Source organism: Gammaproteobacteria bacterium (assembly GCA_029881255.1).
GTDB lineage: Bacteria > Pseudomonadota > Gammaproteobacteria > S012-40 > S012-40 > JAOUMY01.
Genome location: JAOUMY010000001.1, coordinates 652,161 through 670,082, shown reverse-complemented (window position 1 = coordinate 670,082; position 17,922 = coordinate 652,161). Strand labels below are relative to the sequence as shown.

At 48.2% G+C, this 17,922-nt stretch carries 15 protein-coding genes; 5 read left to right on the top strand and 10 right to left on the bottom strand.

The features are described from left to right. Position 1 precedes the first annotated feature (1 nt). From OEZ43_03150 to OEZ43_03135, 4 genes are all read right to left on the bottom strand, one after another. A complete protein-coding gene (locus OEZ43_03150; protein MDH5544562.1) occupies positions 2-2,851 on the bottom strand; it encodes a molybdopterin oxidoreductase family protein in 2,850 nt (949 codons plus the stop codon). A gap of 224 nt (positions 2,852-3,075) precedes the next feature. Beyond that, on the bottom strand, positions 3,076-4,476 hold the full coding sequence (locus OEZ43_03145; GenBank protein ID MDH5544561.1) for a DegQ family serine endoprotease: 1,401 nt from the start codon (positions 4,474-4,476) through the stop codon (positions 3,076-3,078). Next, complete coding sequence (locus tag OEZ43_03140; GenBank protein ID MDH5544560.1) at positions 4,473-4,961, bottom strand: Hsp20/alpha crystallin family protein; 489 nt, start codon at positions 4,959-4,961, stop codon at positions 4,473-4,475. Before OEZ43_03140 ends, OEZ43_03145 begins: the two co-directional genes overlap by 4 nt. Before the next feature lie 146 nt (positions 4,962-5,107). Continuing rightward, positions 5,108-5,551 carry an Hsp20/alpha crystallin family protein gene (locus OEZ43_03135; GenBank protein MDH5544559.1) on the bottom strand — a complete coding sequence of 148 codons (444 nt, stop codon included), beginning with the start codon at positions 5,549-5,551 and terminating at the stop codon, positions 5,108-5,110. A gap of 410 nt (positions 5,552-5,961) precedes the next feature. Here OEZ43_03135 and OEZ43_03130 point away from each other — a divergent pair, with 410 nt between their 5' ends. The 4 genes from OEZ43_03130 to OEZ43_03115 all read left to right on the top strand — a co-directional run bounded on the left by OEZ43_03130 (position 5,962) and on the right by OEZ43_03115 (position 10,875). Then, positions 5,962-8,130, top strand: a complete 2,169-nt coding sequence (locus tag OEZ43_03130; protein ID MDH5544558.1) for an adenosylcobalamin-dependent ribonucleoside-diphosphate reductase — start codon at positions 5,962-5,964, stop codon at positions 8,128-8,130. Positions 8,131-8,176: 46 nt separating this feature from the next. Beyond that, positions 8,177-8,875, top strand: a complete 699-nt coding sequence (locus OEZ43_03125) for an NrdJb (GenBank protein ID MDH5544557.1) — start codon at positions 8,177-8,179, stop codon at positions 8,873-8,875. 260 nt (positions 8,876-9,135) lie between these two features. Further along, positions 9,136-10,434 carry a diguanylate cyclase gene (locus OEZ43_03120; protein ID MDH5544556.1) on the top strand — a complete coding sequence of 433 codons (1,299 nt, stop codon included), beginning with the start codon at positions 9,136-9,138 and terminating at the stop codon, positions 10,432-10,434. A gap of 72 nt (positions 10,435-10,506) precedes the next feature. Next, the gene (locus OEZ43_03115; GenBank protein MDH5544555.1) at positions 10,507-10,875 is read left to right on the top strand and encodes a homoserine dehydrogenase; all 369 of its coding nucleotides are present in this window, start codon (positions 10,507-10,509) and stop codon (positions 10,873-10,875) included. On the opposite strand, the gene OEZ43_03110 is transcribed toward OEZ43_03115, so the two are convergent. Beyond that, a complete protein-coding gene (locus tag OEZ43_03110; protein ID MDH5544554.1) occupies positions 10,869-11,189 on the bottom strand; it encodes a DUF2007 domain-containing protein in 321 nt (106 codons plus the stop codon). The genes OEZ43_03115 and OEZ43_03110 overlap by 7 nt on opposite strands. A gap of 97 nt (positions 11,190-11,286) precedes the next feature. On the opposite strand from OEZ43_03110, the gene OEZ43_03105 reads away from it, so the two are divergent. Next, the gene (locus OEZ43_03105) at positions 11,287-12,498 is read left to right on the top strand and encodes a TraB/GumN family protein (GenBank protein ID MDH5544553.1); all 1,212 of its coding nucleotides are present in this window, start codon (positions 11,287-11,289) and stop codon (positions 12,496-12,498) included. On the opposite strand, the gene OEZ43_03100 is transcribed toward OEZ43_03105, so the two are convergent. The 5 genes from OEZ43_03100 to OEZ43_03080 form a co-directional block, all read right to left on the bottom strand. Then, positions 12,488-12,916, bottom strand: a complete 429-nt coding sequence (locus OEZ43_03100) for a hypothetical protein (protein MDH5544552.1) — start codon at positions 12,914-12,916, stop codon at positions 12,488-12,490. The two genes, OEZ43_03105 and OEZ43_03100, sit on opposite strands and share 11 nt — an antisense overlap. A 43-nt stretch (positions 12,917-12,959) precedes the next feature. Continuing rightward, positions 12,960-13,580 carry a hypothetical protein gene (locus tag OEZ43_03095; protein MDH5544551.1) on the bottom strand — a complete coding sequence of 207 codons (621 nt, stop codon included), beginning with the start codon at positions 13,578-13,580 and terminating at the stop codon, positions 12,960-12,962. Continuing rightward, positions 13,573-15,456: a hypothetical protein gene (locus OEZ43_03090; protein MDH5544550.1), complete on the bottom strand. Its 1,884-nt coding sequence runs from the start codon at positions 15,454-15,456 to the stop codon at positions 13,573-13,575. Before OEZ43_03090 ends, OEZ43_03095 begins: the two co-directional genes overlap by 8 nt. Next, positions 15,453-15,965: a transcription elongation factor GreB gene (gene greB, locus OEZ43_03085; protein ID MDH5544549.1), complete on the bottom strand. Its 513-nt coding sequence runs from the start codon at positions 15,963-15,965 to the stop codon at positions 15,453-15,455. Before greB ends, OEZ43_03090 begins: the two co-directional genes overlap by 4 nt. Before the next feature lie 123 nt (positions 15,966-16,088). Next, the gene (locus tag OEZ43_03080) at positions 16,089-17,729 is read right to left on the bottom strand and encodes a methyl-accepting chemotaxis protein (GenBank protein MDH5544548.1); all 1,641 of its coding nucleotides are present in this window, start codon (positions 17,727-17,729) and stop codon (positions 16,089-16,091) included. Between the last annotated feature and the right edge of the window lie 193 nt (positions 17,730-17,922).

Here is a 17,922-nt window from a genome sequence, read left to right as displayed (position 1 = left end):
CTTATTTACGACCGGCGAAGTAGGCCAGAAAGCTCTTACGCTGCGGCTGACCTGGGACGGTTTTTTGAGTCTTGAATTGTGGCCAACTGACTTGCTCCTCATTGTCGTCGGCCTTGTACACGCGTACGCGCACGTCATACCAACCTGCCTGGCCGGTAATTGGGTCTGAGTTAGAGATATGATCACCCTCAGGCCCTGGCGGTAATTCTTCGGAGATGACGTGGTTGAGCAAAAAGCCTTTGCGTGATTCATTCGCGTCTGCTTCCAAGCCCCATGCACCGGATGCCTTACCAACCGCATTCCATGTCCACACCGTACCCGGCTCCACCGCCTCACTGAAACGGCACATGCAACGCACCTTGCCGTGCATAGACTCCACCCATACCCAATCACCATCGTTAAAGCCGCCCTGCTCACCAAGCTTGGGACTCATATACAAATAATTATAGGTATGGATCTGACGTAACCATGCGTTCTGCGAATCCCACGAGTGATACATCGCCATAGGACGCTGTGTCAGTGCATTGAGCGGATACTTATCCGTATCCGTACGCTGCTCTTCCAGCGGCGTATAGAAAAATGGCAGTGGATCGAAAAATGTTTTTACGCGCTCGCGCAGGTGTTCCGGTGGCTGTTTGCCTTCACGCTTGCCTTCTGCGGCGAGACGGAATTGCTGCACGATCTCCGAGTAGATATGCGGGATAATCGGCGCGTTCTTGGTGATCAACAGGTGATCATAGGCCCAGTCGAGATAGTCCTTATTCCAGTTACGCATGTACTGCATGTGCTCGGGCATGTGGTAGTGGTACACGCAGTTATTCTCTTCGTACATCTTCCACTGATTCGGGTTCGGTTCACCCTTCAGGAATTTGTCGCCGTTTTTACCGCGCCAACCGGCAAGAAAGCCAATACCGCAACCAGGGGTCACTTCAAAATTGGTAATGAACTCCGGATAGTCTTTGTACTTGCGCTTGCCGTCTTCTGTCGTAAAGACAGGAAACTTCAAGCGGCTGCCCAATTCCACCAGCACTTCCTGGAACGGTTTGCACTGGCCCGTCGGTGGTAACACCGGGATACGTACCGAGTCGACCGGACCTTCGTATTCCGAAATCGGTCTATCCAGCATTGAGATACAGTCGTGACGCTCCAGATACGTCGTATCTGGCAGCACCAGATCCGCATAGGCCACCATCTCTGACTGGAAGGCATCGCACACCACCAGGAATGGAATCTTGTAAGTACCGTCTTCCTCTTTATCGTTGAGCATGGTGCGCACGTCAGAGGTATTCATGGTCGAGTTCCAGGCCATATTGGCCATGAAGATTAGCAATGTATCGATCTTGTACGGGTCCTGGCGCCAGGCATTGGTTATCGCATTGTGCATCAGGCCATGCAGGGACAGCGGATGTTCCCAGGAGAAGGCCTTGTCGATGCGCAAAGGATTGCCATTTTCGTCGACGAATAAGTCATCGGGACTGGCGGGAGAACCAAGGGGCGCACCATTCAGCGGGCGACCTGGTTGTACGTCTTCCGGCTTGTTCGGTACCGCTGGCCCTGGCGGAATCGGGCGGGGATACGGTGCTTTGTGACGGAAACCGCCGGGGCGATCTATCGTACCCAGTATCGTCATCAACATCGAAAAGGCACGAATAGTCTGGAAACCGTTGGAATGGGCTGCCAAACCACGCATGGCGTGGAAAGCGACCGGACGACCGATGATCTTGTCGTGCTTCTTACCCCAGGCATCAGTCCACTGCATCGGCATCTCGAAGCCTTGATTCATTGCCGTGTCACCGAGTTCACGACCCAGGCGATAAATGTCTGCCACAGGTATGCCACAGATTTGCGACGCCGCTTCCGGAGTGTATTCACGTATGCGATCAGCTAAAAGCTGGAATGCTGGCCTAACTTTCGTGCCATCAACAAGTTTGTAGTCGCCAAATAATTGGACATCGGCACCTTCGGTCTTAAACGGAACAGCGCCGCCGGACTTACCATCCCACCACAACTCTCTACCGTGGTCATCGCGCGCCAACATACCGTGGTCATTACGCAAGGGCTCATCAATGACGAGCTGTCCAGCGTTGGTGTAGTCAATTAGAAATTCTTTGTCATATAGGTCTTCGTCAAGAATGACGCGCATCATGGCCATGATAAACGCGCCATCGGTACCAGGCTTAATCGGCACCCATTCGTCGGCGACTGCGGAGTACCCGGTGCGCACGGGATTTACCGAGATAAACCGCCCGCCACTACGTTTAAATTCGCCAATCTGGATCTTGAGCGGATTGGAGTGGTGGTCTTCGGCCGTACCAAACATCATCAAGACTTTGGCCTTCTTGACATCGGGACCACCAAATTCCCAGAAAGAGCCACCTATAGAATAAATCATGCCCGCAGCCATATTGACCGAGCAAAAACCACCATGCGCCGCATAGTTCGGCGTGCCGAAATTACGTGCCCATAGACCAGTCAAACCCTGCATCTGATCACGGCCGGTAAACAATGCAAATTTACTCGGATCGGTTTCGCGAATATGGCCAAGACGTTTTTCGAGTATGTCGAAGGCTTCATCCCAGGAAATGGCTTCAAACTCAGAATCCCCACGTTCAGCGCCTTCCTTACGCTTGAGCGGTTGCGTCAAACGCGCCGGTGAATACTGTTTCATGATGCCTGAGGAACCCTTGGCACAGATCACACCCTTATTTAATGGATGCTCGGGATTACCCTGGATGTAGCGCACTACGCCGTCATTGAGAGTGACGCGTATGCCACAACGGCAGGCGCACATATAACAAGTAGTGTTCTTGACTTCGACTTTACCGTTGGAAGCGGTCATATTAATTCCCATATAAACTCTGGATATTGCTCGTATATTAGAAGATTCTGGTACTTTAATATTCTATAGCCCGGATTGCCAATTAAGCGTATTAAGCGACTTATAAAAATTCCCTAAGCCATTGACAAAACTAAGCTTATGAAAAAAATCAAGCGATACATAAAAAGAAAGAGGCCGTTCGTGTCGGCCTCATCTTTTCTTCGTCTCGGTTAAGCCGAGGCTTTACCGTGCATTTTTTACTGTATGAGCAGAAACAAACCTCCGTCGCCACGCTGGATATTCATCAGAATACCCCGGCGACTGCTTTGGCGAACCGCCGCTTTTAGTTCATCGAAATTTCTGACGTAGCGCCGATTAACCGAAATGATTAAATCGCCTTCACGTAGACCGGTACTTGCCGCGGGGCTTCCGCGCTGTACCGATGCTACCTGAATACCTTCCACAACACCGCGACCGGCGTCTTCGACTTCCGTCAATTCAAATACCGCGCCGCTAAATCGTGACGAAATCTTTTCTCCGTCGATCTTGGCCTGTGACTGCTCAAGAATAACAGCGACTATGTCTTTTTGCTTACCGTTACGGACAATCTCCATATCAACCTGTTGCCCAACTCGCAGCAAGCCTATGACATTGCGCAAATCTGACGAGTCCGCAACCGGTTTTTCGTTGACCGAGATGATCACATCGCCGGCCTTCAAACCCGCTTTTTGAGCGGAAGAACCCTCTGCAATCTGCGAAATAACGGCACCTTCCTTTTGCTTGATACCGAACGCGCTTGCCAAGTCAGGCGTTAAATCCTGAATATATACGCCTAATCGACCACGCTTGACTTCGCCGTGATCGATCAACTGTTGCATAATCTCTTTGGCCATATTAATTGGAATGGCGAAACCTATACCGACATTTCCGCCACCACCTGGTGAAAGTATAGCCGTATTTATCCCAACTAACTCACCGCGCAAATTTACCAGAGCACCGCCGGAATTTCCTGGGTTTATAGAAGCATCGGTCTGAATAAAATCCTCATATCCTTCTATCCCCAGACCACTACGTCCAAGCGCACTAACAATTCCCGAAGTAACGGTTTGGCCCAAGCCGAAGGGATTCCCAATAGCGACGACGAAATCGCCTACGCGCAGCTTATCTGAGTTTGCAAAGGGGACTTCGACCAGCTTTTTAGGGTCAACCTGTATAACGGCGACATCTGTTTCCTTGTCGAAACCAACTAATTTTGCCTTCAGACTACGGCGGTCACGTAAGGTAACAGTGATCTCATCCGCGTCCTTGATTACGTGCGCATTAGTAAGGACATACCCACGCGCAGCGTCAACAACGACGCCAGAACCCAGGCTCTGAGTTTCGCGTTGTCGTGGTTGCTCGGGCACGTTAAAAAAACGCCTGAAAAACGGATCACTCAATAACGGATTGTTCTGAGTCTCCACATGCCCTTTGGTTGAGATATTCACGACGGCCGGTGTTACCACATCGAGCATAGGTGCCAATGAGGGCTCCTCGCCCCCGGCTAACCCTGCCAGTTTACTGAGTGGCACTGCGGCCCAACCAATGACAGGCGAAACCACCAGCAACATCACAATAGCTACAAAAAAACGCTTACGTAGATCTACTAACTTCTTCATGCTGCGCTTACATCAATCTTTCGTTTTACGGTCTTGTGCATTTTGGGGAGCGTAATATACAACACTCCCTGCTTATAAACAGCCCGAGCCTGATCAGCCTCGACTTTTGAAGGCAAAGGAATTGCTCGCTCAAAACTGCCATAAGCGCATTCGGTTATGTGGTAGTGCCCTCTCTTACCACTATGCTGAGCACGTTTCTCGCCGCGTACGACGAGATACTGCTCATCGACCTCAATATCAAACCCTTGTTTATCCATACCGGGCACTTCGAGACGAACGCTGACTTCGTTGTCATTGTCCGCAACTTCTGCGGATAACAAGGCCCAACGAGCACTTCTGCTCACCAGCTGATGGACCTCATCGGAACCATCTGGTTCACGATGGGGATGAAAATGGGTCAGGGCATGGGATGCCCGCTCAGTCAAATGACGCCAGCCGTCCGCGAGATGTTCCCATGCCCGATTCAGTTGCTGCCTAATTGCCATAAAGCCCCCACAAATTCAATAAACGCGTATGTTACGGTTTGAGCGCCTACACACTAAGGATTAACCACATAGCACCATAAGACTCGTGCCTATTGGATTTAAGTTTGCGCCTTACGCGCTCACATGAACACCCGTACAAAATATGCTCAGCCTTCCACCGAAATTTTTCGGCTGCTGTTTTTATTCGACTTAGGAATCACGAGCTCAAGCACGCCATTTAGGCTTTTCGCTGATATCGCATCCGTATCTACAGACTCTGGCAGAGAAAAACTTCGATAAAAACTACCCTTGATACGCTCTACGCGCTTATAGCCTTCGCGGTCCTCTTTCTTCTCCGACTCGCGCTGCCCCTTGACTGTCAGCACACCATTCTCCATGTGGACTTCAATATCCTTTGGATCTACGCCTGGAATGTCCGCGTGTATCACATAGCGCTCTTTTTCCTCTTTGATATCTACCGCTGGCGCCCAATCGCCACCGGAGATTTGGTTACCGGCAGCGGTTAGCGGTGTACGATCAAACATCTTGTCCATTTCATCTCTAAGTTGGCTGAAAAGGCCCCATGGTTCATAACGAGTAAGGTTAGACATATGACTCTCCTTCAGTTGGATGGAATAAATTCTCTTCACACCTGATTTAGGGTCGAGAGTAGAAATTTCAAGCGCCTTTTTGTACTTGATTTTTGCCTCAAGCCCGCGTAAAAATGCCTCCTCTCCCAACCACTATATATTGTGGTCAATATTTATCCACCTCGGTTATGAATAAGTCCGGGCATAAGCTGTTAGCAAGCTGTGGATAACGTAAAGCCATGAAAATCAAACAAAAATAACTTGCTAATCAACGGTTGACAGTTTCTGAGACTGAAACTAACCTTATGACACAACACTAGATGTTGTGGTATGGAATACGGCAAAAAAACACAAGGAATCAGGCGTAAACGGGAGAGGGGAAAAGAGAGGAAATAGCCTTACTTTATTGCTCGTATACAGAAGGATTTATCATGACATCAGCGAAAGCGCGATCAGCACATTTGAAAGCCGTTCCCAACAAGGTCACTGAAATCGATTATCAAGCTGCGTCTCTCGACATCTGGGATAAAAAATATCGACTGAAAGACAAACATGGCAACACTATCGACCAGAGCATGGACGATACCTATCGCCGTGTGGCTGTCGCTCTTGCCGAAGTTGAAACCGATGCAGAGAAACAAAAAGAATGGGAAGAAAAATTTCTATGGGCTTTACGTCACGGCGCGATTCCAGCCGGACGAATTATGTCGAATGCCGGTGCCCAGGCATACAAACCAGCAACATCAACTATTAATTGCACGGTTTCCGGAATCGTCAGTGATTCCATGGACGACATACTGGAAAAAGTTCACGAAGCCGGTTTAACCTTGAAGGCCGGTTGTGGCATTGGTTACGAATTTTCCACACTGCGTCCCAAGGGTGCCTATGTTTCCGGCGCTGGCGCACACACATCTGGTCCTCTGTCCTTCATGGATATCTACGACAAGATGTGTTTCACCGTTTCTTCCGCTGGCGGACGTCGCGGCGCACAAATGGCGACATTCGATGTTGGTCATCCCGATGTAATGGAATTTATTCGCGCCAAGCGCGAAGACGGTCGTCTGCGCCAGTTCAATCTTTCTCTTCTTATTACCCAGGAATTCATGGAATCCGTACTGGAAGACAAAGATTGGCAGCTGGCGTTTCCTGTCACCCAATCAGAGGCAGAATCGGACAAGATAGATCTTTCCGACAAGGAGCGTTTTGTCTGGCGCGACTGGCCGATACATAAAAATTACATCGTGAATGAGAGCGGACAGGTTGCCTGTAAAATCTATCGCACCATCAAGGCGCGCCGTCTGTGGGACATGATCATGGCCTCCACATACGACTTCGCCGAGCCTGGCTTCATCCTCATCGATAAAGTCAACGAGATGAACAACAACTGGTTCGAAGAAAATATTCGCGCCACCAATCCTTGTGGTGAACAACCACTTCCGCCATATGGCTCATGTCTTCTTGGCTCTATTAATTTGACCAAATTCGTGCGCAAGCCTTTCACCGAAACCGCCGAGTTTGATTGGGAGGAGTTCCGACAGGTAGTCGATGTCTTCACACGCATGCTAGACAATGTCGTCGAGATCAATGGCCTGCCTCTGGAAGGCCAACGCAATGAGATCCTGCGTAAGCGCCGTCATGGCATGGGCTATCTTGGCCTCGGTTCTACACTGACTATGCTCGGTATGAAATATGGCTCAGAACACTCTCTCGAATTTACCGAGAAAGTCACGCGTGAAATGGCCTTACAGGGTTGGCGAGCCGGTCTTGCACTGGCTGAAGAAAAAGGCTCTGCGCCTATCATGAATGAGGAGTTCGAAGTTACTCCTGAGATGTTGCGCAAGCGCCCGGAAATGATTCGCGACGGTGTAAAAGTCGGCGATAGACTTAAAGGTAAGGTTCTGCACGGCAAATATAGTCGTTATATGCAGAAGATCGCCGATGTTGAGCCGGAACTGGTTGAACAGCTTATCGACAAGGGCTGCCGCTTTACGCATCACAGCTCTATCGCGCCGACTGGCACCATTTCTCTATCACTGGCCAATAATGCGAGTAACGGCATCGAACCGAGTTTTGCCCATCACTATTCCCGCAACGTAATTCGTGAAGGCAAGAAATCAAAAGAAAAAGTAGACGTGTATTCGTTTGAGTTACTCGCCTATCGGGAGATGATCAACCCGAACGCGCAACCCTATGCCATCGAGCAAGACCAGCAACTGCCCGACTATTTCATCACCGCCGAGGATATAACGCCCAACGCCCACGTTGACATACAGGCCGCTGCACAGAAGTGGATAGATTCCTCGATCTCCAAGACCGCCAACGTACCGACAGATTATCCTTACGAAGACTTCAAGGACATCTATCTACACGCGTACAAGCAAGGCCTAAAGGGGTGTACCACCTTTCGCTTCAACCCGGAGGCCTTCCAGGGCGTACTGGTTAAAGAAAAGGACCTGGAAAACACTATCTATCGCTTTACCCTGGATGATGGCAGCACAGTCGAGGTCAAGGGCAACGAGGAGATTGAATATGATGGCGAAATACATACCGCCGCCAATCTCTATGACGCCCTCAAAGAAGGTTATTACGGAAAATTCTAAGGCCATATCAGCGCAGACTGATTAGCCCGAAGATAGGAGTACAGAAGTGAGTATCAGGATAAACAAAAAAATCGTAAATTATCGAGTCGTGAAAGACGACGAAAACAAACAAACCCCAGCGCCCGCGGAAGAGGTCAAACCTCTGGAGCCGGAACTGGAACACATGAATGAGCACGTAGCGCGTCCCGAGATGCTATTCGGTTCGACCTACAAGCTCAAAACGCCTCTGTCCGAACATTCTCTCTACGTCACAATAAATGACGTGGTTTTGAATCAGGGCACGGAGCACGAGGTTCGTCGGCCATTTGAGATTTTCATCAACTCCAAGAACATGGACCACTTTCAGTGGATAGTTGCGCTGACGCGCATCATCTCCGCCGTGTTTCGTAAGGGTGGTGATGTCATCTTCCTGGTGGAAGAGCTCAAGGCCGTCTTTGATCCTCGCGGGGGCTATTTCAAGAAGGGAGGCAAGTACATGCCTTCCCTGGTCGCGGAAATTGGCGATGTTATCGAAAACCACATGCAGCTTATCGGCTTGCTTGAGGCAGATGGACTAGATGATCATCAGCGTCAATTCATCGAGGCCAAACGCGCCGAGTACGAAGGCAAATCAGCGAAGAACGATGACGCCAGCAGCGAATTTCCGGCAGGTGCCCAGCTCTGCGCCAAGTGCAACACCAACGCCATGATCAAAATGGACGGCTGCATGACATGTCTTAACTGCGGTGACAGTAAGTGTGGGTGAATAAACAATAACACTCGCTTGTTGGCATTTTGGTTTTCACCTCCCAGTGAACCAGGGGTCGCTTTTGTGACCCCTTTTTCTTTTTCGGGGCATACCCGACAATTCCCGGAATTATCTTCGCTTAAGACCTTCTAATCCCTAAATAAAAGCAACAACACACCCGATAACAACAATAGTCATTTGTATTGGTTACGCCTAATTCCTCTTTCTAAACAAGGAATAAGGGCGCAGCCCTAGTGTGGAAGGGATTTACAGGGATCATGCCTGCATTCAGACATTTTCGCGTTTCGCTACGGACCCGGATTCTGGTCGGAATTACCTTGCTTATCATTCCGAGCGCGGTACTAATGGTCAGCGCCTATAACAATATCCGGGGCAACGTACAGACACTGGACAGGCTCATTGATGCCCCGCTTCAGGAGATAGACCAGGCGACGCGTCTGAAGCACCAGATGATACAGACCGAGCTACCCTTTTCCCAATATCTCAGCCGCGGCGAAGCCGGCGATCGTGAAAACTTTATTCGGCTCAGCGTAGAGATAGATCGTAATTTTGAAAACGCTATGGCCGTCGTGCAACGGCCCCAGCAATCCGACCTGATCAAACTCGCCCGTGCAGAGTGGCTAGCAGCCAAGGCGCTCGGCGAGAAACTGCTTACCCTAAACAACATTCCGCCATACGATGAGCTGACCAATCGCATGGATGAATTTAGCCGGCATTTGTCCCGCAGTATGGCGGTTCTTGACGACCTCAACTCCACCGCCCGTAGCGAAATCAGCAAACTACGTTTCAACGCCCAGGAAAACCAGTGGGTGTCCGTAGCAATATTAGGTGTGATATTTTGTTTTGGCGTGGTGCTGGCGCTCATAGAAGCCTTTGCACTTCAGCATGCCGTACTCGACCCGATTAAACGCCTGGAACGTACTGTCCACAAATATTCCCAAGGTGATTTGAGCAGCCGCGCCAATATCAAGACCAACGATGAATTTGCACACCTCGCCAGCGCATTCAACATCATGGCCGAGCGATTTTCCAATATGCAAAATGAAATTGATTACCTGTCAGTTCACGACAATTTGACCGGACTTTACGATGCCAGTAAATTTCACGACGAAATGAACGTAGAAATGCAAAGGGCCAAACGCCATGGCCGAGACTTTTCGCTTTTGTTCATAGACATCGACAACTTCAGCAGCGTCAACAAGACCTATGGTAGGCTAGTTGGCGATTCGGTACTTTGCTCAGTCGCTATGCAGATATCGTCTGCGATCAGACCTACTGATATCGCCTGTCGCTACAGCGGTGACGATTTTGCGGTGATCTTGTCAGAGACATCGGGTGACGGTGCCAGAGAAACAGCTGAGCGCATCGTTAAGGCCATTTCGGACAACTCCATCAACATTGGGGATGGTAAAACTCTGCGGGTAGGCGTTAGCGTGGGTATTTCTGCGTATCCAAAAGATGCCGATATCGAGTCCGCCTTGTTCGCACTCGCGGCACAGGCCCTCGATCGCGCCCGTAACGCACCGGAACACGTACGTGTTGCCACGCATCAATAGCCCTGGATTTCTAAAAATTTCCTCTAAACACGCCGCTATACTTGGTATTAGAAAAACCATAGGGGACGGGTTATGACCATGCAAAATATCGCCATTATCGGCGCGGACAATAGTGAGATTTTCCTAAAAGAGATGTTGCTATTGAAAGAACGGGGCATCAATATCGTAGGCGTTTATAGTGCGAAAGGCACCTTGCTCAATAAAATCGCCCAGGAACAAGGGCTTAAACAGTTGAATGTTGAAGAGATAGTTGAACTAGGTGAAAAACTCGATGTGATATTCGATCTTTCGGGTGATCCCCAGATCCGCATGGAACTGAGAAAAACATTATTTAGCTCCGACAATAAACATACGGTAATTGCACCAGAGAGTGTGGCTCAAGTTATGTGGGCAATGATGGGACGCGAGGGACTTCCCAGTAGCGGTGTGATTGGTTACTGATTTCGTTGATTGCCACATTGCCAGCATTGTGTAAATTGCGCTTCAATTCGCTCACCACATTGCTCACACAGCCAGTCATTATCATATAGCTGATCAACTGACTCATGGCGCTCGTAGATTTTTACTTTTGTGAGGGCAAGTTCGTAGTCGCGTTCATCTACAACCCACACCGACGGATAGGCATTCACCGGCAGCTCACCAGCTGCCCCGGTAAGAAACTCTCCCTTAATAATCACGGGCATGGAAAAAGATTCCAGATAGTCTTTACACATATGGGCATCGGGCAGATTTGCAGCGATATATACTTGTTTCATTTTGAGTTTCGTTTGGCTTTTACCACGGATATGGTATCGTTGCCTGCTTCGCTAAGCCAGACGGCATTTGGTCCTCAACAGTCAGATTGAAATACACATGCAAGAATCACAATCCGAACAGGAAAACCTGCAGCCCACCAGCGTTATTGAAATCAACGGTTCAAGTATTACCTTGCTGGGTACTGCGCATGTTTCCCGCGCCAGTGCTGAGGCCGTAGAACGCCACATCGCTAGTGGCCGATACGATGCCATCGCAGTTGAGCTTTGTCCAAGTCGCCACAATGCCATCGTTAATCCCGACGCTTTAGCAAAAATGGATTTGTTTCAGGTGTTCAAAGAAGGCAAGGCCGCCATGGTCGCGGCAAATCTCGCTCTCGGTGCGCATCAACAACGTATGGCCGAGCAATTCGATATACAACCAGGCGCGGAAATGCGCATAGCCATAGAGAAGGCCCAAGAAGCCAATCTTCCTGTATTACTTATCGACAGAGAAATCGGTACAACACTTAAACGCGTTTATCGTAATGTCCCCTGGTGGCAGCGCTTTACTATCATCACCGGTTTGTTTGCCAGTATCGTATCCAGAGAAAAAGTTTCTGAAGAGGACATCGAGAAACTAAAAGAAGGCGATATTCTCGAGTCTACCTTTTCGCAATTCGCCCAGGAGGCCGAGTTTATCTACAAGCCACTAGTAGACGAACGAGATCAGTATATGAGTGCCCGACTTGTGGCTGAACTCAAGGAAAAGAACTGCAGAAATATTCTTGCGGTTATCGGTGCAGGTCATATGAAAGGCATGACCGACTATTTGAATAAAGGTATCGAAGAACCGCAGACCTTAATAGACAAACTTGATCGCTTACCTCCACCTGGTAAACTTTTAAAGTTCTTACCCTGGCTAATTGTAGTGATAATTATCATTGGATTTGCGCTTGGGTTTTCGCGTAACACCGAACTGGGAATTCAGCTGATAAAAGATTGGGTATTAATCAACGGTGGATTCTCGGCAATAGGCGCAATCATCGCCACTGGACATCCACTGACAATAATCACCGCTTTTATTGCGGCACCAATTACCTCGTTGAATCCGATGATAGGCGCGGGGATGGTGGCAGCGGCAGCAGAACTCTATGTTCGAAAACCTAGCGTGGGAGATTTTGAAAAACTGCGTAGTGATACAACGCGTGTGATCGGTTGGTGGAAAAACCGGGTGACCCGTACTTTGCTGGTCTTTCTGCTCGCATCTCTAGGATCTGGTATCGGAACCTACGTAGCCGGCTTTCGTATTTTTGAACGGCTCAGCAGTTAAAGTCAGACAGACAACACTTTCCTGATGGATTTCGTTCGACACAAGCGCATAGTTTTGCCTTGGTCTGTAGTTGAACAAAATCTCGTGCGTTTGATACACCATCATCGCGATCTTTTTGTATTTGTGCCCGACTAATGCCAAAGCAATAGCACACCAAGGCATCGGGGCTGTGACTTTTTTGCCCCACAGGAGTACGCACCTGGTTTTGATGATATTGCTTGCCATCTGCTTCGTAATAGACAACGTTGCAAGATTCTGTAGCACAGAAAAAATAGACATGTTGCTCGTCGATATCTCGACTCAAGGGATACACGAGTTGGTGGCGCAAAGTGACATCTTTCACTCGTGCGCCTTGTTGACCGCAACCTGGACAGGCGGCTTTTTTTGTATCTCGTTCGCTAGAACAACAATCTGACATCGCTTTTTCCGGTCGAAAGTGTAACGACTTTTTCCAGGCCCAATCAAAACAGCAAATTTAGACCGCCAAACAGGAAATTACCACCAAGATCCTGGCCCGATTTTTCTGCACTTAATCGCCTCAACTCAAGCGTCAAATAGGAATGCGCAATTCCGTAGTCTTCACGTAACAGTTTAGCGGCGTTCAGGTCTAGTCCATCCAGCAGGATTCGTGCTCCGGCAAAAACCGTTGAGCCATATAGATTGCCAATAATATCTGGCTGGTATGTCACTTGTTGCCGATAAGTCATGCGCCCGTAGGCACCGCCGACAAACGGTACGACCCACTGATTACGAAAAATATACCCACTAAGCTCGAGATATGCAGAGCCAGGTGCCATTTCATGCGTGACCTCACCACCTAGCGCGCCACTACTCTGGTATCCACCGTCCCCACTCGCGCGGAGATAAACCATGTCTACACCAATCGCAATAAGTCTAATCGGTTTATACGCTATGGAGAGGGAAGCAGCGCCTGTCCAATCCTTACCATAATAGGTTGCCCAGTTTTGATAGTTTGGCTGAAACACCCCCAGCTTACTTTCCATTTGCCAACCAGCGTGAGCTATACCACTGGGCAATACAAACAACAAAACACAAAGGCTGAGGTGATTGATTTTAATCATGAGCACGCCCCGTTAATAAAGGCTTGGTCAGTCTGAACATAAACAATGTTAGTACAAAATAAAGAATCGACAGAATCAATCCCGAAGCAACAGATCCGAAACTCAAAAACATTCGTGAAATCCCTACATATGGATAGAGTACCGCCTGTACCAGGGGTTTAAATTCTGGCGCCCTATTTATCCATGTAGCGGCAATTGGCCCGTAACGATAATACCAATTAACAAAGTGCCTTCCGGGTTTATTCGTAAGTAAGAATCGATCACGAAAATCGCGTAGAAATTGCACTTCATAAGCTTCGTAGCTTCCAAATGTTGCGGTAGCAATAAAACAACCCTCATTAGGCAGCGCAGGATACGCCCGCACAAAGTCGGGAGTAGCCATTGCTGAAACCGATGGCGCACTGACGATATCGTCGCCAAGCGGTATACTGTATTCAAGTTTTGAATTGTCGTGGCTCTCAAAATTACTGCCACTCAAACCTTCAACCGCGCGCATTTGGAAATAAAATGTTGGCTGAAATATTGCCGCCACCGAAACAGAGTAAGCAACGCCGTTTTCAAGCCCTTCGATCAGGTAGTGCGTACCTTTAATATTTTCTATTGTCTTCGAATCGCTGCCATCATCATTGCGAGAGTAGGTCAAATGATAGGCGCTGGCATTTTCTACCGCCGACCAGGTTACTTCGAGGCGTTGATTTGCGGCAACCGTAGACGAGATTACCGGCGTTCCTATCGATTGCGCGGCAATATTAAAACCCGCAATATTTGTCGTATAAAAACCTGCATTCGCCTCTTTATCCACCAAATCTTCTGTAATGGTGTAGGGCGAGGCCAGGCTCTCGGAAAAACTCAAATCATACTTTCCGCTTTCCGTTCCAAAGTCGAGTTTATAATGCGAGCCTGTTGCTGCCATCATAAAGTCTTTTGAGGGGAGCCATATAACTGTCAAAGTGTAAGTTCCATCGTCAACCAATGACGCTTCGACTTTTTTCAATGTCACAGAAAATGGATATGGATCGCGGTCCGGACCACCATATGCACCGAAATCCGGAATATTTTCTGTGCTTTCTTTTTCATCTACGAATCGGTCTGGGGTATTACCATCCACACTACCCTGATCCTTGCACGGTGAGTTTGCCTGCAAATGAAAATCGAATATTTTTTTTGTTTCATCAATATAGGAAAATTTTGCATCGTCGGCAAACACTAAGAAAGGCGTTGGATCATCTTTGTTAATTTCATTCGTGTTCTTAACGAAACAGTTGTAACTAAAGTGGCTACTGACAAGATTATCTGTATAAAATTCGTTGTTCGAAAAGATATTGTTTTTCACAGTGCCAAAAACATCTGCAGTTGATGAAATCGCAATACTATTTTTGTAAAAGGTATTAAATTGAACATCTGGCAAACTAACAGTATCCGACAGTTCAACAGCAACCGACATTTGCGTTCCCTCAGGGCTCACGCCTAGATAGAAAACATTGTTACGAATTTTAAAACTGGAAGAAAAATTGTCAGTTAAATTTATTCCTACCAGAGCGTCACGGAAGGTGAGATTTCTTATGGTGGCACTATTAATCTGACTCAATTTGATTAGCGTAAGATTTTCCACGCCATCGTCTGGGCGCAAAACCGTCAGCGCTGTGTCCTGGCCGCGCAGAGTCATACCATCACGAAGGATTAGAGGCTGAGTGAGTTTGTATTCGCCTGGGGGTAGTTCAATAATCGTCTTTTGATGAGTATCAAAATCGTCTATCGCGTCTTGTATGGTTTTATATTTTTTGTCTCCGGGATATATCAACACATCTTCTTCGGCCCACACCATAGATGTTGAAAACATCACGGCAAGTATCAGCAATATTGTTGTTCTTTTCACGATTCAAATTCTCCCTGGTATGACACAGCATCCACGATATAGCTTAAACGCCCTTTAGGTGTCTGCACAGATACTTCATCGCCTATGGCCTTTTTTAACAATGCCTGAGCCATAGGCGAATCCAGACTGATCCAGTTTCTCTTCGGATCGAATTCGTCTGGTCCCACAATACGGAAAGTAAGGAACTGGCCTTCGTCATCCTCCAGCCTCACCCAGGCACCGAAAAAAACACGCGATAAATCATCGGGAATGCGCTCGACAGTGATCAATTCATCCAATCGTTTTTGTAAGTAACGGATTCGACTATCAATTTCACGGAGCATCTTCTTGCCGTAGATATATTCGGCATTTTCGGAACGGTCACCCTGGGCCGCAGCTTCCGATACCGAGCGGGTCACCTTCGGCCGTTTGTCCTGCCATAGGTATTTTAGCTCAGCCTCCAGTTCAGCCTTGCCCTGTGGGGTAATATAAGGTGATTTTTTCCCGGGTGGCGGTCTGTAACGTCCCATACAACTCAGAATAGTCTTCGATCAGATGTGGAGTTTAAACAAGGGAGACAGTATAGACAAAGGAGGGGGGAATGTCTCGACAGGTAAGTAATGACTGACCTGGGAAGATTTGCTGGGAACTGGCTAGACCTTAAATCGTGAAACCAATTGCTGCAGGCTGTGGCTCATGCGTGCCACATTATCACTTTCCTTTGAGGTCTGATCGATATTCTTCGCGCTAGAGTTGGAAATGTCTGAAATCGTAGTGATGTTGCGATTTATTTCATTGGCAACGGCAGCCTGCTCTTCCGCCGCACTGGCGATTTGTGCGTTCATGTCGCTAATCAGACCGATAGCACCAACGATTGTACTTAGAATATCACCGGCGGTTTCGGCTTGTTGCACTGTATTTACCGCTCGTCCCTGGCTAGATTCCATAACATTGACGGCATTGTCCGCTCCACTCAACAATCGCTCAATCATTCCCTGAATCTCCTGTGTAGACTCCTGGGTACGTTGTGCAAGCATACGTACTTCGTCAGCAACGACGGCAAAACCTCGACCTTGCTCACCTGCTCTGGCGGCCTCAATTGCGGCATTTAGCGCCAGTAGATTTGTCTGATCAGCGATATCTCTTATGACGTCTAGAACCGATCCTATAGCCTGGCTATGCTGTTCGAGGTCACGTATCACCCCAGCGGACTGCTCAACTTCACTTGCCAATGCATTTATCGCCGCGATCGATTTGGACACCTCTGTTTTCCCAGTGTCTGCCTGTGTATTGGCCTCGGTAGCAGCGTTTGCTGCTTGCGTCGCGTGATTGGAAACTTCCTGAACCGTCAATGTCATTTCGTTAATAGCTGTCGCAACCTGTTCAGTCTGGTCATTCTGCCGACGGATACCGTCTTTGGTTTGTTGCGCTATCGAAGACATTGCCTCCGCCGAGCGATTTAACTGATTCACCACAGAAATTATTTCGGTCACCATATTGCCAATCGATGATTTAAACTTCCGCAGATTTTCCGCCAGCTCGCCTAGTTCGTCATTGCTGGAAAACGAGACTTCCACGGTAAAGTCACCTTCAGCAATTTGGGCCATGTTTTGCGAGAGTTTACGGCTAGGGGATATGAGTTGCCGATTGGCGAGAATCAGTAGTCCAACATAGGAAATGCAGATGCCGATTAACAGCACTACGGAAGCAATCAATAGATTTTCACGCGCCGAACCTAGGGTAGAGCCGAGGGAAAGTGCCAGGCTATCCTTACTAAACGTTTCGATTTCTTCTACCAGCTCAGCTGCCGCTTCATATTTTTCATCTACGAGACGATTGGCACTAGCCGCATCGTATTCTGATTCCAAAAATGCTTGGTAGGCCTTTTCAAATTCAAAAAACAGCTGGGCGTGATTTTGCTGGAAGTTGTCCAACAAATCTGACATTTTGGCTTCCTTTGAAGCCTGCTTTAGCTCTATGATGCGGCTTTGGACATCGTCATGTGCATCTTTCACCGCTTTCCAATATTTCTCTCTTTCCTCATCGTTTCCACCACTTAGCAAAACATCATCCCATAGTTGTATCTGACGACGAAAACTGGAGTTTGTATCTGCCGAAAGCGAAACCGCGCCGAATTCGTATACGCTAATTTGTTCAAACGCGGCATAAGATGAATAGGTGTTGTAGGTACTATAAACGACCGCCGCCAAAACCACGGCGACTGATAATGCCATAGAAATTAAAAGCTTATGCAGAATTCCCTTGGTTGCCGCAGCTGATTTTGATATGAGCATAGTATTCTTATTCCGTACATCATAAAAAGTGACAACTAATCACCATCTACAGTCGACAGGAATATAGAAATACTTTAGAAAACGTCCTGGATTAACCGGGTACGGGATTCAGATCAAAGAAATAAGACCAGAGCATAGATGGTTTCAATTACGCTGCAGGCAAGATCTTATTGCTATGCCTGTTCTCTGGCCG